Source organism: Variovorax sp. V118 (genome assembly GCF_041154445.1).
Lineage (GTDB): Bacteria > Pseudomonadota > Gammaproteobacteria > Burkholderiales > Burkholderiaceae_C > Variovorax > Variovorax boronicumulans.
The window spans coordinates 1,439,926-1,458,903 of sequence record NZ_AP028663.1 but is presented as its reverse complement, the minus strand read 5'-3'; the positions used below and the strand labels follow the sequence as shown (position 1 = coordinate 1,458,903).

The 18,978-nt window shown below is 59.3% G+C and carries 24 protein-coding genes and 1 pseudogene; 6 read left to right on the top strand and 19 right to left on the bottom strand.

Annotated features, from left to right (window positions below; all coding sequences use genetic code 11):
- Nucleotides 1-367: 367 nt before the first annotated feature.
- Nucleotides 368-1,870 (top strand): tyrosine-type recombinase/integrase, encoded by a 1,503-nt coding sequence (locus ACAM52_RS06685; protein ID WP_369629393.1) that lies wholly within the window; start codon nucleotides 368-370, stop codon nucleotides 1,868-1,870.
- A 75-nt stretch (nucleotides 1,871-1,945) separates the two neighbouring features.
- Here the strand turns inward: ACAM52_RS06685 and ACAM52_RS06680 are convergent, their stop codons facing one another.
- The 4 genes from ACAM52_RS06680 to ACAM52_RS06665 form a co-directional block, all read right to left on the bottom strand.
- Nucleotides 1,946-2,305, bottom strand: a complete 360-nt coding sequence (locus tag ACAM52_RS06680; protein WP_369629394.1) for a hypothetical protein — start codon at nucleotides 2,303-2,305, stop codon at nucleotides 1,946-1,948.
- 348 nt (nucleotides 2,306-2,653) lie between these two features.
- Nucleotides 2,654-3,040 carry a hypothetical protein gene (locus tag ACAM52_RS06675; protein ID WP_369629395.1) on the bottom strand — a complete coding sequence of 129 codons (387 nt, stop codon included), beginning with the start codon at nucleotides 3,038-3,040 and terminating at the stop codon, nucleotides 2,654-2,656.
- 92 nt (nucleotides 3,041-3,132) lie between these two features.
- A complete protein-coding gene (locus ACAM52_RS06670) occupies nucleotides 3,133-3,615 on the bottom strand; it encodes a hypothetical protein (protein WP_369629396.1) in 483 nt (160 codons plus the stop codon).
- Between the two features lie 65 nt (nucleotides 3,616-3,680).
- Nucleotides 3,681-4,700, bottom strand: coding sequence for a serine hydrolase domain-containing protein (locus ACAM52_RS06665; RefSeq protein ID WP_369629397.1), 1,020 nt, complete (start codon nucleotides 4,698-4,700; stop codon nucleotides 3,681-3,683).
- A gap of 353 nt (nucleotides 4,701-5,053) precedes the next feature.
- Here ACAM52_RS06665 and istA point away from each other — a divergent pair, with 353 nt between their 5' ends.
- Both istA and istB read left to right on the top strand, forming a co-directional pair.
- A complete protein-coding gene (gene istA / locus ACAM52_RS06660) occupies nucleotides 5,054-6,586 on the top strand; it encodes an IS21 family transposase (RefSeq protein WP_369632795.1) in 1,533 nt (510 codons plus the stop codon).
- On the top strand, nucleotides 6,579-7,475 hold the full coding sequence (gene istB, locus ACAM52_RS06655; RefSeq protein ID WP_369629398.1) for an IS21-like element helper ATPase IstB: 897 nt from the start codon (nucleotides 6,579-6,581) through the stop codon (nucleotides 7,473-7,475). The genes istA and istB overlap by 8 nt, the downstream gene beginning before the upstream one ends.
- 97 nt (nucleotides 7,476-7,572) lie before the next feature.
- Here istB and ACAM52_RS06650 read toward each other — a convergent pair.
- Nucleotides 7,573-7,749: pseudogene (locus tag ACAM52_RS06650) on the bottom strand (IS5/IS1182 family transposase); the annotation flags it as partial.
- 387 nt (nucleotides 7,750-8,136) lie between these two features.
- Here ACAM52_RS06650 and ACAM52_RS06645 point away from each other — a divergent pair.
- Nucleotides 8,137-8,505, top strand: a complete 369-nt coding sequence (locus ACAM52_RS06645) for a hypothetical protein (protein ID WP_369629399.1) — start codon at nucleotides 8,137-8,139, stop codon at nucleotides 8,503-8,505.
- On the opposite strand, the gene ACAM52_RS06640 is transcribed toward ACAM52_RS06645, so the two are convergent.
- From ACAM52_RS06640 to ACAM52_RS06615, 6 genes are all read right to left on the bottom strand, one after another.
- Complete coding sequence (locus tag ACAM52_RS06640) at nucleotides 8,497-8,946, bottom strand: GNAT family N-acetyltransferase (RefSeq protein WP_369629400.1); 450 nt, start codon at nucleotides 8,944-8,946, stop codon at nucleotides 8,497-8,499. The two genes, ACAM52_RS06645 and ACAM52_RS06640, sit on opposite strands and share 9 nt — an antisense overlap.
- Nucleotides 8,947-8,994: 48 nt before the next feature.
- Nucleotides 8,995-9,435, bottom strand: a complete 441-nt coding sequence (locus ACAM52_RS06635) for a helix-turn-helix domain-containing protein (RefSeq protein WP_369629401.1) — start codon at nucleotides 9,433-9,435, stop codon at nucleotides 8,995-8,997.
- A 24-nt stretch (nucleotides 9,436-9,459) separates the two neighbouring features.
- Nucleotides 9,460-10,146 carry a hypothetical protein gene (locus ACAM52_RS06630; protein ID WP_369629402.1) on the bottom strand — a complete coding sequence of 229 codons (687 nt, stop codon included), beginning with the start codon at nucleotides 10,144-10,146 and terminating at the stop codon, nucleotides 9,460-9,462.
- A gap of 145 nt (nucleotides 10,147-10,291) precedes the next feature.
- The gene (locus tag ACAM52_RS06625) at nucleotides 10,292-11,113 is read right to left on the bottom strand and encodes a hypothetical protein (RefSeq protein WP_369629403.1); all 822 of its coding nucleotides are present in this window, start codon (nucleotides 11,111-11,113) and stop codon (nucleotides 10,292-10,294) included.
- Nucleotides 11,110-11,526: a hypothetical protein gene (locus ACAM52_RS06620; protein ID WP_369629404.1), complete on the bottom strand. Its 417-nt coding sequence runs from the start codon at nucleotides 11,524-11,526 to the stop codon at nucleotides 11,110-11,112. Before ACAM52_RS06620 ends, ACAM52_RS06625 begins: the two co-directional genes overlap by 4 nt.
- 21 nt (nucleotides 11,527-11,547) lie before the next feature.
- Nucleotides 11,548-11,904, bottom strand: a complete 357-nt coding sequence (locus ACAM52_RS06615) for a hypothetical protein (RefSeq protein ID WP_369629405.1) — start codon at nucleotides 11,902-11,904, stop codon at nucleotides 11,548-11,550.
- Nucleotides 11,905-12,069: 165 nt separating this feature from the next.
- Between ACAM52_RS06615 and ACAM52_RS06610 the strand changes: the two genes are divergently transcribed.
- Entirely contained in the window at nucleotides 12,070-12,441 is a 372-nt protein-coding gene (locus ACAM52_RS06610; protein ID WP_369629406.1) for a helix-turn-helix domain-containing protein, read from the top strand.
- Nucleotides 12,442-12,451: 10 nt separating this feature from the next.
- On the opposite strand, the gene ACAM52_RS06605 is transcribed toward ACAM52_RS06610, so the two are convergent.
- The 4 genes from ACAM52_RS06605 to ACAM52_RS06590 form a co-directional block, all read right to left on the bottom strand.
- Nucleotides 12,452-13,012: a hypothetical protein gene (locus tag ACAM52_RS06605; RefSeq protein WP_369629407.1), complete on the bottom strand. Its 561-nt coding sequence runs from the start codon at nucleotides 13,010-13,012 to the stop codon at nucleotides 12,452-12,454.
- 160 nt (nucleotides 13,013-13,172) lie between these two features.
- Entirely contained in the window at nucleotides 13,173-13,553 is a 381-nt protein-coding gene (locus ACAM52_RS06600) for a type I restriction endonuclease subunit M (protein WP_369629408.1), read from the bottom strand.
- Between the two features lie 135 nt (nucleotides 13,554-13,688).
- The gene (locus tag ACAM52_RS06595; RefSeq protein ID WP_369629409.1) at nucleotides 13,689-14,750 is read right to left on the bottom strand and encodes a hypothetical protein; all 1,062 of its coding nucleotides are present in this window, start codon (nucleotides 14,748-14,750) and stop codon (nucleotides 13,689-13,691) included.
- Nucleotides 14,751-15,300: 550 nt separating this feature from the next.
- Nucleotides 15,301-15,462, bottom strand: a complete 162-nt coding sequence (locus ACAM52_RS06590; RefSeq protein ID WP_369629410.1) for a hypothetical protein — start codon at nucleotides 15,460-15,462, stop codon at nucleotides 15,301-15,303.
- Here ACAM52_RS06590 and ACAM52_RS06585 point away from each other — a divergent pair.
- The gene (locus ACAM52_RS06585) at nucleotides 15,461-15,589 is read left to right on the top strand and encodes a hypothetical protein (protein WP_369629411.1); all 129 of its coding nucleotides are present in this window, start codon (nucleotides 15,461-15,463) and stop codon (nucleotides 15,587-15,589) included. The two genes, ACAM52_RS06590 and ACAM52_RS06585, sit on opposite strands and share 2 nt — an antisense overlap.
- A 118-nt stretch (nucleotides 15,590-15,707) precedes the next feature.
- Here ACAM52_RS06585 and ACAM52_RS06580 read toward each other — a convergent pair whose 3' ends face one another.
- From ACAM52_RS06580 to ACAM52_RS06565, 4 genes are all read right to left on the bottom strand, one after another.
- Nucleotides 15,708-16,157, bottom strand: a complete 450-nt coding sequence (locus tag ACAM52_RS06580) for a hypothetical protein (protein ID WP_369629412.1) — start codon at nucleotides 16,155-16,157, stop codon at nucleotides 15,708-15,710.
- Between the two features lie 2 nt (nucleotides 16,158-16,159).
- The gene (locus ACAM52_RS06575) at nucleotides 16,160-17,863 is read right to left on the bottom strand and encodes a ShlB/FhaC/HecB family hemolysin secretion/activation protein (RefSeq protein WP_369632796.1); all 1,704 of its coding nucleotides are present in this window, start codon (nucleotides 17,861-17,863) and stop codon (nucleotides 16,160-16,162) included.
- Between the two features lie 79 nt (nucleotides 17,864-17,942).
- Entirely contained in the window at nucleotides 17,943-18,563 is a 621-nt protein-coding gene (locus ACAM52_RS06570) for a hypothetical protein (protein WP_369629413.1), read from the bottom strand.
- Nucleotides 18,560-18,976: a hypothetical protein gene (locus ACAM52_RS06565; protein WP_369629414.1), complete on the bottom strand. Its 417-nt coding sequence runs from the start codon at nucleotides 18,974-18,976 to the stop codon at nucleotides 18,560-18,562. The genes ACAM52_RS06570 and ACAM52_RS06565 overlap by 4 nt, the downstream gene beginning before the upstream one ends.
- Between the last annotated feature and the right edge of the window lie 2 nt (nucleotides 18,977-18,978).

Genomic DNA, 18,978 nt, shown 5'->3' with positions numbered 1-18,978 from the left:
ATGTGTGTTTCTGTTGGCGCCACTCCGATTCGCCGAGCGAGCGCCGGGCCCTTAGCCTAGCCCCAGCAGCCCGGTCCATTTCCTTGGGAAATGTCTTCGCGCTCTGGCGGTCGTGCTGACCTCTCGACGAGGTCGAAGCGTCACGATTGAGGGGACCTCTAGGTGCATGGGCAGCAGAAATGACGAAGGGGTTAGCAACTACTACGCTGCTAACCCCTGTCTTGTGAAAGGATTCGAACCTTCGACCCCTTGCACCCCATAAAATTATCCAGGAATCCGTAGCACATCCTATTGGACGACTAGGCTCCGCGATTTTCCATTAAAATCAATAACTTACAGAAAATTATTTGTCCAAATGGTGCCAGGAGTGTCCAGCAAAAGCCAGACCCTTGTTTACCCCTTTGTTTACCCCTTGGAGATTGCAATGACCCGGTATCCACGGTCCGGAAAAGGTCGCGAATGGACCGTAAAAGAGTTGGAATCGATCGGCACCGATTGGGCCGGGGACTCCCTGAGCGATGGCGGAGGACTGGTTGGAAGTGTCAGGATCAGCAAGGATGGTTCTGCTTCGGTGCGCTTCAAGTACGCGTTTCGATGGGCGGAGAAGGTCACCTGGTATCAATGCGGTACCTGGCCAAAGGTCCCGCTTAAAGAAATTCGTAAAGCTCGCGACGAGGCGCGGTCGTTGGTATCGCAAGGCGTCAATCCCATCGATAGTAAGCAAGCCAAAAAGATCACCAACCAGGCTGAAGTTGAAGCGGTAATAGAGAAAGCCAAGGAAGATCAGCTGAAGAACAGCGACTTCAATCGCATGTTCCGCTCGTGGCTGAAGGACGGCGTAGCGCGGAAAGACGGGAACGCTGAACTGCTGCGCGCCTTCGAAAAAGATGTTCTTCCAGCCATTGGCCCCCTCCCCGTCAAGAATCTCACAGAACATGAACTACGAGCGGTGCTAAGAGCTGTAGTTGCGCGCGGAGCCAATCGAATGTGTGTCAGGCTCTATAACGACATCGTGCAACTGTTCGCCTGGGCAGAAAAGCGGCAGCCCTGGCGAGCGCTCATGATTGAGGGCAACCCAGCAGAACTACTCGAAATCGAAAAAATCGTTGCGCCATCTTACGATCTCACGGAGATTCGTGAACGTGTACTTGACGCCTCCGAAATTCGCGAGCTCTGGCAGATTTTTTCGACGATGGAGGAAGACTATGCAAAAGCCGAAGATCGGCGCAAGGCCAGCCGGCCGCCGAAGCAAGAAACTCAGCTTGCTATGTGGATATGCCTTTCGACCATGTGCCGAATTGGCGAACTTCTTTCATCCGAATGGCAGCATGTGGACCTAGAAAAAGCGACGTGGCTCATTCCAAAGGAGAACACGAAAGGCACGCGAGGCAAGAAGCAAAATCACAAGATTTTTCTTTCAAATTTCGCACGTCAGCAATTTGAGGCGCTAAAGAGTATCTCTGGTGACTCTCAATGGTGCTTTCCCGCAAGGAATGCAGAGAGCGGCGACACACATTTGAATCTCAAGAGCATGAGCAAACAGATCGGCGATCGCCAGATGTGCTTCAAGGACCGCAAGCCACTAAAAAATCGGAAAAATGACGACTCGCTGGTTCTTGCGCGCGGCACCAAGGGAGAGTGGACTCCGCATGATCTTCGGCGAACCGGCTCAACGATGATGCAAGCCCTAGGAATCGACCTCAATACGATTGATCGATGTCAGAACCACGTACTTCCAGGTAGCAAGGTACGCCGACACTATCAGCACCACGACTACGAAGAGGAAAAGCGTCGAGCATGGGATCTGCTGGGTGAAAAATTGGAATCGATTCTCACCCCTGAACTTCCGGTTATCTCGCCGATGTCCTAGCACTCTGACCAGGCAAGCCAGATCGAAATGCACGCTGAAGGATCAAAGCGCTTTCATTAATGTGCAATCCATTTTTCAATCCTCCTTGCCCCTCACGACCTCACCGGCAGCGCGCTGAATCGACGCGGGGCTCAGCCTCGGTTGCAGCCGCTCACATGCCGCCAAGCCGTCGACGACCAGCACCCTTGCGGCCCCGTCGATTGCGGTCTCCGCCGACAGCCCCACCAATGCCTTCGCAGCGCCGTGCACGGCACACAGGTCCGCATCATCTCCATCAATGCAGGCGTCCTCGCATGCGGAGACCACCCCGTAGATGATTGCCCCGGCTTGTTGCACCAGAGCCTGAACATCGTCGCCGATCAGCGCATGAATGCTGGCCTTGACATGATCGGCCTGCCAGGCTCGACGAATTTCGGCTTTCTGAAACAGGTTCAATCCCGTTCCCGGTTTCCGACGTGTTCCCTTTCGCACTTTCTCCACTCCCCAAAAAGATTGCGTTCAATGAATAGAGCTTACTGCCGGGGAACAACGACGAAGCTCTTTCGCAAGAGGCGCGTCATCTCGCGTGCACTCCGTCCTCTTGCTACGCCCGACCGCACTACTCGCTGGCATGGACGCGCGACTCGTCATTCAATGCCTTCACACATGGCATGCGCCGATTCTGCGATGTGCGCCGGGCAAGCCCTCAAGTGACCGCTCTGGAGCAGCGCGAATGTCGCAAAGGGGCCCTAAGCCGAAGTTTGCTGTTCTCGAAAGCAGTCGTTTATCTGCTCACACCGGTGCTCACCAAAGGTCCAGTCGGTCAAACTGAAACCGGACAGTTTCGGCACCAGCCGGGACATCCTCGAAGTTGAAAACGAAGCCGCGCACCTGGACCAGTCCCTCAGCTTGATCGACTACTTCGCCGCAACCGCGATACCCGGAGCTCCCGTGACGCTCCAGCCGCTCTGCACCGGCGAGTGCTTTCTCGTCTGCCGGCCAGTCTTGTAGGTATGGAGACTGCAGTTCGCCAACCATGACCGGATGCAGCAGGTTGGGAACTGTTTGGCCAACCTTGTAAGAGCACTGAAAGCAGAAGGCCACCACCGTGGCCACATCGCTGGAAAGTGTGACATCAGCGTCCTCGCTATCTGAAAACCAGTTGATGCTCGAAATGGTGAGGTGACTCATCGAAGGCGCGATTCTTGGCTTAGTTGATAGCTTGTCTCGGACGACCGCTGCTGGCCGATTGCAGCATGTTTCATCCACCTAGCTTAGGGTTCTTATTTGCGGCTTGCATTTGACATGCCCCAGGGAACGTAGTCCTTGCTCATTACCGCCTTCAGTGCCTCCCTCTCCGACTCTGGCATGGGTTCAGCAGATTTGATGGTGATCTGGTCAGTGAGTTGAGCATTGCATGCCACTGCCACTTCGTCTCCAACAGCCGCTCCTGGTGGCCAAGGGCGGTTGAACACGTCCACCGCAACCAGCGTTACCAACTGCTTGGAAAGCTCCGAAACCTCCGGATTCGCCATTGCCTTATCGAGTCGCGACCGAAGCTCCTCCAAGCTCATGCCTGAATATCTCTTTTCATTGGAGGAGCCCGCGATACGCCCCATTTCAGTACAGAGGTTCCAACGGGACAGCATTGCCAAGGACAAGGCTGTTTCTGTTGCGAACAGACTGCGAAAATCTTGTGCCGCTACCTGCTGCAGGAAACCCGTGCATACGAGAAGCAAGGCGGATTGAGTGATTCTGCTATTCATTTTTTTGTAGCACGGCTGCGCGACGGAGGTCTGCTATTGCCGCCGCAGGCGGAAGTTGAGCGGGTTCACTCTGTGACACACGCACGCAGCCACCTGAAGGCAGGATGTTCGCCCGGCAGGGTAGCTTCCGCCGCCGCATCCATCAAGCGAAGGCCGCGGTTGCTGTTGGTCAACAGGACGACGGCTGACTGAGTTATTGGATTGCCCATTGCGAAGGCCCTGATGCCGTCCATCTTTCCCCACTGGAAGAATGTGCCGTCAGTTGCTTCAATTCCCCACCCGAGACCCCAACCGATGTCTCGTTCAGTCTCGGGGGGACTGTCCATTAGATGGATGGCGTCCCCTCGCGGCACCATCACAGCGGGCGTCAACCATCTTTGGTGTGTCATCTCTCTCAACGACGAGCCATTGAGAACAGCGACCATGAACTTTGCGTAGTCGCCAGCCGTCGTCTGAAGGGAATAGGAGGCATGAGCTGCAGCTGGGCGATGCTTTTCAAGCCGCTTGCCACCCTCATGAGGCATCGCAAAGTCCTCGCTGAAGCGGTCACGCCATTGGAAGCTGGACGATTGCATCCCCAGCGGGTCGAACACCAGGCGTTGTGCAAGCGCCTCCAACGGCTCGGTTGAGACGGCCTCGAGTGCCATTTGAAGGAAGGTAAAGCCGACGCTGGAATAGCTGAACCAGCTCCCTGGGGGAAAGTGGGTCCGCAGCGGCTCGTCGCCCCGAAGGTTCGGCAGGCCTGAGGTGTGCGTCAAAACATGGCGGGCTGTGATGGGTGACGAGGCGAGCTGCGGAGGAACGCCTTTCTCGACTATTCTGGACAGGGGTTCGTCGAGGTCGAGAGTACCGCCATCCACGAGCTGAAGCGCAATGTATGCGGCGACAGGCTTGCTCAACGAGGCGACATCGAAAACCGTCGTTTCGACGACTGGCCGCTCGACGTCAAGTTCTGCCACACCCATTGGCGTGACCTTAACCTTCCCATCCTCGACCGTGGCCAAGGCCACGCCCGGTATGGCCGCTGCGGCCATCAGATGGTGCATCGAGTTTTCGAAGGTTCGGCAATCGTTCATGTTGAGCATGGATGTCAGGGAACGGAGCACGTCGTCCGCTTACAAATGGCGCATGCTAGCGAAAGTCCGGTTCTGGCCGACGGTGATCTTACGCAAGGCGACCTCGCCCCTTTTTGCCTATCGCAAGTAAGAAATTGCCTGCTGAAGGGTGCCTGCGGGCGGTTGGCGCTCGAAGATTCGAAATTCCGCCGCCTGCGAAGCTGCGATACCCGCGACGATGCCCTCTGCAATCCCGGCGCCCAATCCGGCTGTGTAGTGCCGATGCAATCTTGACCAGCTAAACCGCAAAGTGCCAATCCAATATTGACCAGGGTGTTCCACTGACCTGCTGAGAATTTCAGCAGGGATTCAAGGTGATCACCATGGACATGATTGGCAAGGTCAGGCGCATGAGGCTGCGCGACCAACTCTCTCTCAGTGAGATCGCAAAGCGCACGGGCCTGTCGCGCAACACGGTCAAGAAGTGGCTGCGGGCTCCCAGCGATGTTGTGCCGAAGTACGAGCGGGTGAAGCTCGAGGGCAAGCTCACGGCGTTCGAGCCGACCCTGCATCAGGCGCTCACAACCGACAGCCATCGCCCCAAGCAAGGGCGGCGTAGCGGCCGTGCACTGTTTGCCCAGATACAGGCGCAGGGCTACCGTGGCGGTTACAGCGCCGTCACCGACTACATCCGGCGCTGGCGGGTGGAGTCGGCAGCCAGTCCGGCCAAGGCGTTCGTTCCGATGAGCTTCGAACTGGGCGAGGCCTTCCAGTTCGACTGGAGCGTCGAAGCCATGGTCGTCGGTGGCGTGTTCTACAACGTGCAAGTGGCGCACCTGAAGCTATGCGCCAGTCGAGCCTTCTGGCTGGTGGCCTACCCCAGCCAGGGCCACGAGATGCTGTTCGACGCCCACACCCGCTCGTTCCAAGCACTCGGCGGCGTCACCCGGCGCGGCATCTACGACAACATGCGCACCGCCGTGGACAAGGTGCAGCGCGGCAAGCAGCGCACCGTCAACGCGCGCTTCGCTGCCATGTGCAGCCACTACCTGTTCGACCCCGACTTCTGCAACGTCGCCTCCGGCTGGGAGAAGGGTGTGGTCGAGAAGAACGTGCAGGACAGTCGCCGGCGCATCTGGATCGAAGCCGCAACCCGGCGCTTCGGCTCGTTCATCGAACTCAATGCCTGGCTGAGTGAGCGGTGTCGTTCGGTGTGGAGTGACACCACGCACCCGATCCACCGGCAGTTCACTGTGGCCGAGATGTGGGAGTTGGAGAAGCCTCACCTCATGTCCATGCCGGCCCCCTTCGACGGCTACGTTGAGCGGCTGGCCCGGGTCAGCAGCACCTGCCTGGTGGCCGCCGCGCGCAACCGTTACTCCGTACCGTGCGAGTGGGCCGGCCACATCGTCAGCACCCGCGTCTATCCCGAGAGAATCGATGTAGCGGCCGCGGACGCCGTCGTAGCCAGCCATGTCCGGCTGCCAGGCAGCGGCCAGACCAGCTACGACTGGCAGCACTACATCGAGCTGGTGCAGCGCAAGCCGGGCGCCTTGCGCAACGGCACGCCATTCCTGGACCTGCCGGCGCCGTTGCTGCGCTTGCGCCAGTCGCTGCTCAGGCACCCTGGAGGAGACCGGGTCATGGCACAGGTGCTGGCCGTGGTGCCGCAGGCCGGGCTGGAAGCGGTGCTGGTGGCCATCGAGCTGGTGCTCGAAGGCAGAGCGCCCAGCGGCAGCATCAGCGTTGAGCACGTGCGCAACGTACTGGCCCGCTTGAACAACCCGGCCACGCCAGACCAAGCGCAGACGTCCCTGCGACTCACCCAGGCGCCTAAGGCCGACACCGCGCGCTACGACCGGCTGCGCCCCACCCACCAGGATCATCTGGACGGACAGGAGGTTGGCCATGCGTGAGACCTCCATCGATGTACAGGCCCAACTGAAGGCGCTGAGGCTCAACGGCATGGCCACGGCCTGGGCCGATCTGACGGAGCAAGGCGGCGATACGACCCTGGCCGCATCACGCTGGCTGGTGGAGCACCTGCTGCAGGCCGAAGATGCTGACCGGGCAATGCGCTCCATTGCTCACCAGATGAAGTCGGCGCGCTTCCCCATGCACCGCGATCTGGCCGGGTTCGACTTCTCTGTCTCGCAGGTCGACCGCGCGTTGATCCAGAAACTGGCGGACCTGTCGTTCACGCAGGATGCGCAGAACGTGGTGTTGGTCGGTGGACCAGGCACTGGCAAGACCCACCTGGCCACGGCGCTGGGGATTGCCGGGCTCACCCGGCACGCCAAGCGAGTGCGGTTCTACTCCACGGTCGATCTGGTCAATGCCCTGGAGCATGAGAAGAGCCAGGGACGTGCCGGACGCATCGCCATGAGTCTGGTGCGCATGGACCTGGTCGTGCTCGACGAGTTGGGTTATCTGCCGTTCAGCCAGGCCGGTGGCGCCTTGTTGTTCCACCTGCTGTCCAAGCTGTACGAGCACACCAGCGTGATGATCACCACCAACCTGACGTTCGGGGAGTGGTCCAGTGTGTTCGGCGACGCCAAGATGACCACGGCGCTGCTGGATCGCTTGACCCATCACTGCCACATCATCGAGACGGGCAACGAGTCCTACCGCTTCCGCCACAGCACGCACGAAGCCAAGGGGCGCATCAAGACGCGCGAGCAGACCAGGAAGACAACTGCGGCTCAGGGGAGCGAGGTCGCGGAGGAAGGGGCCTCGCCTGACGGCTCGGGAATACCAACAATCGGTTCAAGAAAAGGAGGACCTACCGAGGCATCCAACCTATAGTTATCCACAGCTGGCTCCTACCGGAACCAGCTCCAGCCCCTGGTCAATGTTCGACTGGCACTGCTGATCTCGATTGCACTGGCGCTAACACAATGGCAAATGGCGGGCGACCTGTCTTGGCCCGAGGGCTGTGCGGCTCGACGATCTGCACCAGCGCGCTCCAGGGCACCACACGATCCATCTCATCGAGGAACTCGCGCTTGCGTGTCTTCTTCGTCGACAGGTTCAGGCCCAGCCCAAGTTGGCTGGGCGACGTTACGCGTTTGGCAATCATGGGGGCAGATCAAGCAAGGCTTGGGCCGGTTTTGCAGACAATCCTTAGGACTCAAGGCAATACTTCATAGGCTTGGGACTCGCCCGTGATGTTGCCATGCTCATCGACCCGTCGCTGCGGTCGTGCCAAATTCTTCGCCGACCTCAGAGGCCCGCTCCTGGTCAAACTGAGATTGCTACCAACTCTGTAGGCAGGCCTAGCGTGCAGGTATGCGCAAGTCAACCCCCGGTGGCGCGTCGCGCCGAGCGGCCGTGCTCAGCCCGATGGACTTACCTGCGGCGACCGCCGACGTAGTGACTACCCTTGCCGCTACGGCTTCCACCGACACGCCGACTACCGGATCGGTTCGCCGCCTCGAGAATCGGCGCCGATGAAGCGCCGGTAACGTTGAACACCAAGCCGCCCGGCATCGCCAGAGGCCCCGCATTGGAACTGCTGGCAGCGGCGGTAAGCAGGATAGCGAGCATTGCTGTTTTCATTAATTCTTGCCTCCTCATGCCGAGCTGGATCGGGCGCCCGGCTCTCCCCGTACTTGATGGACAGCGTATTCGCGATGCTCTCATGCTACGCATCAGTCCGCGACCCCATCGGGATACCTTATTCATGGGAGGAAGTCCTGGAGCAACTTTTCCTCAGTTCCTCGAAGATTTCCTGTTGGCCATCGAAAGCCTGACCGAGCGCCCACAGCCTTCTTTGAGGGAAAACCCGATTTCGATCAATTTCCGTCGCATTCACTCGGCGCCCGGATCAAGATGAGTGATCGCACTCCATGTGCAATCGCTCGGGCTCGGACAGCACGATGCGAAAGCCATGTCTGACATAGAAATGTTGGGCGGGATTGACCCGCAGAACGCGAAGTCGCATCGGAAAACCTTTGATGCTCGCGCAAGCCAGCAGGTCAACAAGAACAGCAGAGCCTAGACCCTTGCCCCTGAATTGCGGAAGCAGATATAGCTGTTCGAGTTGATGATGGTTCGACAAGACATCGACTCGAAGTGTCCCGGCATCCACCTCATCAAGTTGGATGATGCGCATGCGCCCAGCCGCGCAATCTGTCGCTTGCGCCAACCGTGCTTCCTCTTCAGGCCAGACTCCCCACGTCTGAAGCGCATAGGTCTTCATTGACTGCACCAGAACGTCGTAGCAAAACGGCGAATCGAGCGTGCCAGCAAGACGCAGACTGTATTTCGGCAGCATGTTCAGCTGTCCAATGGCCGAGGGGCGCGCTGGAGGGCGTCGGACGTTCTATTCCTCTTGAAGCTGCTGCGCTACGTCCCGCTTGCCCAAGCTCCGAACCGAAGCCAGAGATTCGAGCTGAGCGGCGCGTGGTCGAGCCTTGCCTTGCTCCCAGTGGTAGATCGTCTGACCCGAGACGCCCACCAGCTTGCCATAGGCCGCAGCAGACAGTCCGAGCTTGCTGCGGTGCGCGGCCAACCGACTGGCGCTGAAACGGCGTGCCGTCCCCTGCTCGACCGGCTCCGTCGTAGCCGGTGCGGACCGCGCTCGCGCTGAGCCCTTGTTGACCCGGCGCAGCTCTTTCTCCAAGCTGTCGATTTGACGGCGCAGCGCAGCAATCGAACTACGATGCTGTGCCGATGCCTTCTTGAGCGTTTCGATCTCGGTGCGAACCTCCTTGCGAGCTACGCGGGAGATTTCGGCTTTCAGAATGGTTGCGATATTTGGCATGCCCGCATTGTGCAGGCCAATACCTTAAGCGTCGAATTTCGCTTCCTCGGCAGCTTCAGTGACGGTTCGATCAACCAGCGAGACCTGGAACACCACGCCATAGATCGCCTTGGTCTTGGGCTCTTGGCGCGAATCCCCGATCCGTGTGTGAATGCACTTCACAATGACCTGCTGATGATCCGGCAGCTCTGCGCTCTTCGTGGATCGGATTGCCTCAATCTCCTCGGCAAGCTCTTTGACGATCCGCGCGACCTCCGTTTCTGAACGTCGAAGAATCGTCACCAAGTAGCCGTGACGCCAGCGCTTACGGCCAGAGTTCAGAGCCGCCATCGAGATGATGCGCTGCGCGTCACCGATGATCTTGGTGCCGCGCTTCACCTCGATGATGTAACGCGGAATCCCTGTCTGCTTGTTCAGCAACACGACATCAAAGCGAGCAGTGTCCTTGCCAATCGCGGTCCGAGCATCCACCGTCTGCCGAGCTGAGTTCTCATACATGGCCGCCGGATGCTCCAACCGGAATCTCAACGTCGGAAACGCTGCGACCAAGCCCTGTGCGAGATTGACGTTGATCAAGTATTCCGGCGCATCACGGAGATCGCTGTTCGGATCGCCCTGTTCGGCGTACATGCGCGCCGCACGCTCAAGCACTTCAAGAATTTCGAGCTGAATTGCAGAACGATGGGCAGTCTTGACAAGGGCATCAGGCATACGTTTTGACTTCAAGTGGTCGGTGTCGTTGGCGTTGCTTCTGGACGTATTCTCGCAACCTCTCAGACTTCACGCTGTCGCGCAGTCCGGTGCGGCTGACGCCCCCTCTGCTAGCGCGCATCGCCACGCCGTCTCGCGTCGGCGGTCACGATCTCCACTCAATCCCGTGCAGGCTGTCCAGCGTCACACCGCCTTCGGGTACGAACTGGCTGCCGAGCGTTAACGTTGCGCGCGATCCAATCCGCTTGTTGAACTCGGGTGGACGCTCTGCCCACTCGCTACAGATCGGAGCTTCAGTACAGAGCGCCGACTTCAACTCGCCTGCCGCCGTCTTGTACTGGAGATGGCACAAGTCCTCGCAGTTGAGCCAGATCAGCGTGGCATCTGCGACCGTCTTCGTTGGACCCGGTGTTGTTGGCGCAGGAGTCGATGGCGCAGCGGCACCAGGCGCCGATGGAGTCGACGGAGCAGGAGACGCTGCGCCAGTCGTGGCCGGCTGCTTCTGGGCGGGCATGTTAGCGATCGCTCGCTTGAACGCCGCATCACCGGTCATTACTCCGAGAGACAGCACGAGGTAGTCATGCCCCCGCATCTCGACCAGCAGATCCTTCCTGTCGTCGGTTTGTTGAATCGTGTACTCGACTGACGAGACTTCGGTGCCGCTCGGCACAATCATCTGGAGTTGAGCTGCGCAACTGCGCTTGCGGTGCTCCTCATCGGTTCCGGTCGTCCGGACCATTGCCAACTTGACCTCCGTCGCCCTCTCGACCTTTTCCAACCAACCGGGCTCACGAGTAGAAAGGTCCAATCCCCTCGCGACCGAGTTGACCAGAATCTTCTTGAGCAAATTCTGAGCTGTCGGGTCCGTGCAGGTAGGTAGAGAATCGTCAGCACAGCCAACGAGCATGGCCGTGCCTGCCAGTATCAATGGCGCGACGAAGCGCCTCCAGCTCTTGAGCGTGTTCATCGCTTGAACCCCATGACCAGCGAGATGACCAGCGTCATCAAGAAGCACAGGATCTGCTGCGTCGATCCGATCGGCGTCGTCAGCGTGTACAGGTAGTACACCGACGTGATGATGATGCCGGTCTTGAAATTCTTGGGGAACGTCTTCACGGATCCTTTGGCGTCGTAGTGCATCGAGCCGGTCAGCGCGATCAAGCCGGTGACAGCAGGGATCGTCAGAAACGACGTGATCAGGAACCAACGACGGCGGTACCACGGCACCTGGGAATAGGTGCTGGGGGCGCCGATCAATGGCGCGGCCACGGTCGCTCCGGTCGCGGCGGCCACGACTTGCGGAGCGCCGCATTTGGGGCACGTCGGTGCCGTTTCATGAATCTGTGCGCCACAGCCGCGGCAATGCACGAACGTTGTCATTGAAGTTCTCCTCTTCAGTTGTTAAAGATTGGCGAGACAGATCAGCAGACCGATGCCTGCTGTCACGAGACCAACCACGGCGGCAACGCGGCCGGGTTTCTGGTGATAGATGCTCAGAACGCCACAGACGATGGCGATGAGCGAAAGAAAGAAGCCACCGAGCAGTTCGTCGCGGTCGGCTGGACTTCCGTCGCTTAAGAGGCCCAACAGCGTCAGAACGCCGAGCACGCACGAGACGATGGCCAGAACCGGGCTGCCGGCCGGTTTCGAGGCAGCGCCGCCGGCGACGTTCGGCTGCGGAGCACCGCAGTGGGGACATGCCATGGCCAGGGCGTGCAGCGGCTCGCCACACGCGCGGCAGTAGACCGAAATCTCCATCCGTTCCTCCTTCTTTCTAAGACAGCGAAGGCGAAGTACAGGCATCCGCTCCCCTAGGTCAGCTTCACAACTGCATCAAATTGAGTCGTTTACAACACATTGATTCTGCCACTGTGTCGTTTAAGACGTTTCCCGTAGAAGCACATTCCGTGAACCTTGCCGGCTATGAAAACTGCCGTTGCGAGGAAAAAACAACGGAACGAGCACACGGTTGGCGCACTGCCAAACGCGGTGACGCTGGCCCTGGGGAACAATCTGAAGCGATTCCGAAAAGCTGCCGAAAAAACTCAAGTTGAGTTGGCGTTCGACGCCGAAGTGGAGCGTTCACGGATATCGAAGATCGAAGGTGGCCATGTAAATCCGTCGCTTCTGACGCTCGCGACGCTCTGTCATTGCCTTGGCATAACGCTTCCGGAGTTGTTCGCCGGAATCAACGAAACAATGGCTCCGTCATCAGAAGGCGGGAAGCTGCGAAGGAAGAACCAGGCGGTCTTGAATAAGGTGACGCGTGGTCCACAGCGGCGACGGACCGCATAGTCCTGCCAAACTAGCCTCCTTCACTGCGACCGCCGAGTACCCCATCAGCGCGCACTACTGAGATGGCAGACATCAGCCTCACCGGCTCGCTGTGACCGGCACTTTCGTAACGCCACTCCACCGACTTGCGCCGGCGCTTGAAGTCGATCGGTCTGTCGATCTTCAGCATCCCGTTGCAGCAAGAGAACGGCAGTGCGTCGGCTGACGGATCGAGCACCAGCAGCGAATCGACCGTGAATTTCTGGCCGAGCATGTGGCCGCCGCATCCAACGCCCAGCAAAAAGTGACGGTATCGGCCGTCCTTGAAACTCTCGTACGCAATCAGGGTCAGCTGTCCTTTCAAGAGCGACTCGACGGCGAACAGATCGACGCCGTGGTCGAAGCCGTCCGCTGACCGGACAGTGAGCGGCAACTCCATCGCTTCAAGCGCGTCCACGACGTCTTGCGCGTACGCCCCTTCAAGCCAGCTATCGCCCAGCACGGCAAAGAGGTCGGCCGCCACGCCGTACTTCCGGTGAGCCATGGAAAGCAGCGCGCTCCTCTTCGCTACGTCGAGAATCACGAATGCCATTGCGAGGCAGTGCAATGCACAAGCACTATCCATCTCACTCTGGCGTATGTGGACCGGCACAGGGTCCAGACGCCGGCTCTTGGTCGTCAACACGCTTCCGACAGTGAGCGCCGCGTGGTACCGCTGGACGCGAAATCCGCTCTTCGTCAACCGCGCCACGTCAGTACTCGTCGGGGCAGAGCAGCGTCGTGCTGGACCGGTCGGCTTCGGTGATGCACCACACGGTCGGCGTGCGCCGCCGTTCTTGCTCGGTCATGCGTTCCAGCGTCGCCGCATCGAGCAGCCGGTACACGGAGAAGATGCGGCCACCGTCGGCCAGTGCCAGCACGTTGCTCGCCGCATCGTCCGTGCAGACGTCGCCCCAATCGCCGCTCTGGTGCCGCACCAGCAAACACGCGGGACCGACTCCGTGTTTCTCCAGCAGTTCCAGAGCGCCTGGCGTTGCCAGTGTCCGGCCGAGCGCGAACAGCGGCTGCGCGTTCTGCGGTGCTGCTGGCGTGCAACGGTGCTTGCGAATGTTGGGGTCTAGGAGATTGCACATGATTTCCCTTTCGATGGCGGTGATGAAGTAATCGGAATGGGCGTGTGCCGGCCTTCAACCGGCAGACCAGGCGGACACGTCGAGACATAAAAAAGCGGCCTGAAAGACCGCTTGTTCGGAAAGCCAGATGGCGCGCTAGCTGGCAGCGGCATACAACGTCCGCATCAATGCCAGGACCGTCACGGGCTCGTTGCGTTGGCCGTGTTCGACGAAGCAGTGTTGGACCGCCCGCTCAATGACGTCCAACGGCAGATGGCCAGCCAGCGACTCGCACTGCGCATCCGGCACCTGCCAGCCGGTGAGCCACGTGATGACCGCCGAGATGTTGGCCGCGCTGAGTGGGCGTCCGCTCAAACTGGCGATGAACGCGTCTGCCACCGGCTGCTCGAGCCACTCGAGGAGCGCTGCATCCGGCACATCGTTTTGCAGCTGTGGCGACCAGTGCGACAGCCGCGGCTCCAGCAGGTCGAAGAGCAATGCATTCTTGGATCGGTGGACCGTCTCGAGCACTTCGACCAACGTGTCGCTGGGCTCCAAGCACTGGTGCAGGTTCGACGGCGCGCGCTGGGTCTCCGTCAGGATCAAGCGCATGGCCTGCAGCCGGCACGGCAAGACCAGAGATTCGGCAACCGCGATGACCGGCTCTTCCAGCAGGATCGACAGTGCTTCGATGACATCGGCCCAGTTCTCGCACGGCACGCATTCGAGCACCCGATTGAGCACGGCCGGGTGCTGCGTTTCGGCGCAGTACGCCCAAAGCAAGAGCTTGCGCTCGACCGGGGTCAGATGAAGCAGTTCCGTCAGCCAGGTGAGGTTTCGAGTCACGGCGCACTCACCATCGGGCTCCGGCACGGTCAAGGCCGCGATCTCGACGGTGAACGACACCGAGTCAATCAAGGGCTCGGCAGGATGGTCGGCAGACAGCAGGAAGCGCGGGATATCGAACGAGCAAGTACGGGCGTTGGCGATGCCACGCTCGGGGGCAAAGAAGTTCTGGACATGATGTGCCGCCCGCTGGAACTCATCTCCATCGATCAGGCGATGCAGATTCACGCCAAGGGTCTGAAGCATTCGGGCTGCTTGGGCTTGGCGAAACGCCACATTGCTGGGGTGCTCAGGCACGGTAAACGGCAATACAAGGGGCGCAGCAACCAATGCTTCAGGCACGGCTGCGCCACCAGACGAGGTGTCGGTCATAAAAGCTCCGGGAGTGAGTGAGAAACAGGGACGCCAGACGCGCTAGCGACCGGCCACGGCAAGGCAGCCGACGAAGCGGTCAAAAACGATCAGGGAGAGTGAAAAGCAACGGTAGAAAACCGCCAACGACCAGGCTTTCGTTACGAGCCGGCGGAGTTGGTCGCGGACTCGAAAACTGGTCAAAAACCATCAAAAACCGCTGAAAACACGCTGTTTTCAAGCCAAAAACGGTGGATTTTGAAAAAATCCGGCTATTTTCTCAATTTTACCATGAATTTCGATAAAATGGAATGAATTGAACATCCACCAAATCGACGCTAGATCGAATACTCAATTCATTTGATTTTGTCAAATCCTTCAATTGAAAATTACCAATCCATCCGGCATTACCAGCGGGCAAAAAAATACCCGCCGAAGCGGGTGAAAGTGATCCGTGAGCCAGGACCACTGGGAGTCATCGACGAAGATGACGTCAGAATTTAGCCACGAGCCTTGCTCTCAGAAGTGACAAGCGCCTCCAATTGAAGATCAAACGTGAACTATTGCCGCCTCAATTGGCCAGACTACTTTTGGTCTCCAGGGCTTTGAGACACGCGTTGGCTGCGCCGCTCAACGTCAGCTCGAAACAACGCGCCGCAGCGGCACGTGCTGCGGCATCCTGAGCACGGCGCTCCGTTGCTGTCGTGACTTGGTATTCCACGAGCCACTTCATGAGCAGCGCCATCACGATCAGAAGTGCAATGAGAGCGCCGAACAATGTCGCTCGCCAATTGCTGCTACGCACGCGCAACTTTGGCGCGATCGAACTGTTGCGGCCCTACTTTGCGGTCTGCTGCTGAATTCCATTGAACGTTTTCTCATCGAGTGGGTGCACGGACCACCACTGTCCTGCCCACGGGCTCGCATGGACCAGGAAAAGGGCGCCAAGAATCTTGAGCGCCTTTCGACGTGTCCTATTTAGGCCCGCGCAGCAGGCTCGGCATTGCTTGTAATTTTCTTGCTTGCAGGCATGTTGATTCCAAACAGCAAGAAGCTCAATCCGCCCACATACGTGAATATTGCAGACATCGGCCATCCGATCATCACGAACATGACGGTCAATATTCCGGTAGCGGCCATGACAAGAGCCATCAGGGCGGCGGGAAAGATTGACGTCCGGAATAACTCCGCGAACCGAGACGCGGGCATAAGCAGGAGCGCTTTTCCGCAGTCATAGGTCAAGCCTGCGCCCAAAATAATGAGTGAGTAGAGCATCAGTTTTAGAAATTCAGATTCCGTACGGTCATGTGCTTTCTGGGCCGCCCAGACGTACATTGATAGGAATCCGAATGCCAATACAGCAAAGGCAGCACGAAGAAGTACAGCCTTGATGCGGGAAGGAGCTACTTGATCGGCCATGTTTTTCAAGTTCAAAAACTAGCGTTGAGATTGAAGCCCAGCGTGGTCTTGGCCGTGCGGTAACCCTCGGGTTTGGCGATGGGCGCGCCGATGAAGAAGTCGTAGCTCAACTTGTTCCATTGACCCCGCACGCCGATCACGGCACCCGCCAGATGACGGCCCAACAGATCGGCCGTGGAGCGACCACCGACATGGCCGTAGTCCAGGCCTGCGTACAACTCCGCCCCACTCTGCCCCATGGCCCAGCCGACGTCGTTGCGGATCAACACGCCGCGCTCGCCCATCAGGCTGGTTTCGCCGTCGAAGCCACGCACGGTGTAGCGCCCGCCGATGGCGAAGCGATCTTGCGGCGTCAACGGCGTGCGGTTCCATTGCGCGCGGATCAGGCCGGAGTAGCGCAGCTTCTGTTCGCCGAGCTTGAACGGTGCGTTGAGGCTGATCTCGGCCGTGTAGAGCTTCAGTCGCGAAGTGCCTTCACCGAACTCTTCTTCAGGCGCTGCACGCGAGCCAAAGCCGCCCGTGCCGCGCTTGTAGGCCAGCGTGCCTTCGAGGGTGGCCTCGCCGATGAACTCCTTGTGGTTCAGGCTCAACTCCCAACCGCCCACCACGCGATGCTGCACGTCGACTTCGGTGTCATCGACGAAGTTGCGCGACTCGCGCCGCCAGCCCTTGATCGCCATCGTCGTCTTGCGGCTCTGGTCGCGGTAGAGCAGGCGCGAGAGCTTGACCTCGGCGTTGTTGGACTTGCCCGCGTAGATGTAGTCCTGGTTCAGGCCGGCGATGCTCTGGTGGTACTGGCTGTTGGAGGCCGTAAGGCCCAACAGCCAATGGCCGTACGGCACTGAGTAGTGCAGCGTCTGGCCTTCGGTGCCGTAGCTGGGCTCGGACAGGAAATGGCTGTTGATGCTGTGGTTGACGCTGACGTAGAACAGGTCATTCAGGCCCAGAGGGCTGTCCACCGACACCGTGACACCGGCCTGGTTGCGGCCCGTGGCCTTGGTGCCGCTGTCGTCCAGGCTCAACGCGACGCGCCACTTCTTGGACTGCGCGTACTTAACGACGAGATCGCTGTCGCCGGGCTTCGCATCGGGCGCGGTGGAGGGCTCAATCTGGATATCGGCTTCTGCAGTCGGGGCGCGCTTGAGGTTTTCGAGGCCCTGCTCGATGTCACGCAGGTTCAGCAGATCGCCGGGGCGTGCGGGGATGGCTGAGGTCAGTAGCGCCGAACTTCCGAGCAACGCGGGCGACGAGTCCGGCGTCAATCGAATGGCGGCGATGCGGCCGGGCACGAGCGACAAGGTCAAGGTGCCCGTCGAGAGATCCTGCGGCGCAGCCAGCACCCGGGTGGTCACGTAACCGCGCGCGATGACTGCCTGCTGGGTGCGTGCGAGGACGACGTTGACACCGGCAGTGCCAAGGCAGCGGCCGATGGGGGAATCGTTGTGCTCGGGGCCAGACAGGTCAGCTACGGCCCATTGGAAGGACTCGGACTGCTCGCCGACCAGCAATACGCGGTCGATGCGAAAGCACGGGGACTCGGATTCGGGAATGCGCTGGGTCGGTGCTGGAGGCGCGGCTTGCGGGCGCTGGTCGACGGTGCGTTCGTTCTGCTCGCGCAGGGCACGTTCGCGCTCTTGCTGGCGTTGTTGTTCGATGACGGGTTGCGGGCTGGTCGGCGTCTGCTGGGCCAACGCCAGCAGCGGACTGACTGCCATTGCGGCCGCCAACAGGTTACGTTTCAAATCAGACTCCCTCTTTCTTATTTTTCGCCAAAGTCCAGACGCACCGATTGCTTCAGCGAGATGGTGCGGGGCACCCTGCAATAGCCTGCGTGGGAACAGGCACAGGGGAATCTCGGTCGGTGGCATCCATGATGTTCAAACTGCAAGCCGGCTTGCTACCCCATACGTATTCGACGATGTAGGCGTGTCCGTCCTGTGGCGAGAACTGCGCTGTGATCGGGCCGCAATGGCCGGTGCGATAGCCAGAGCCTGTGCCATCCGCCCACGAGCCGTAGCCGCGTATCTGGATCAACTCTCCGGGCCTTGCTTCATGAACAAGGTAGGGCTCAGTCCTGCGGCCGCGTTGCACTGCATTGGCGATCCACGGATACACGATGCCGCGACCGGCGTAAGCCACATTCCCCAGGGAAGCGAAGCCCTGACAGGCTTGCGGCGAGGCGCTTGCGGAGAAGTGCGCGGAATAGCCCGACCCGGCGGAGCGCAAGATGAGCTTGGCAGTTCCGGGCTCAACTTCGGTCAACTCGTTGTAGCCGCTATTAGCGCGGATGTCTGCGAGCGCGGCGCTCGGATTGATCTCGCTATAGGTGCAAGCACAGAGCATGACGTTAGATATGGCTATAAAAAGAACCCCGGAGTGCCTCACTCTTGCGGTCGTTATAGCTGTTGAAGTCATCTAGGATCATTCCAAAACCACTCAAAACCACGCTCGCGATCTCTAATTGCACGCACATCTTCATACTGAAAGGAAAGCACAAAAAGCATGCCCGTTCTCTCCGTCAAATGCGTCAGGACAGTCTTGATGATTGAGACAGCCTCGTCGTACGTGGAGTTATTGATGCGAAACGAAATTTCCGCATTGACGAGGAACGAACAACGGTGATCACCTTCGGCAATGATTTCGTTAGTTCGGCGCGATGATCGCCTCCACTGAGCTTCACAAAATACTTCGCCGTTACCAAGCGTGTACCAAACTGCATCGGGCCGATGCTCCGGAAGAGATACCATTCCCGCCTCGTAAAGGATCTCCTTTGTAGACTCCCAATCCTTGAGGTCGCCATTCATCTCAAGGTACATATCGAGCGCCATAG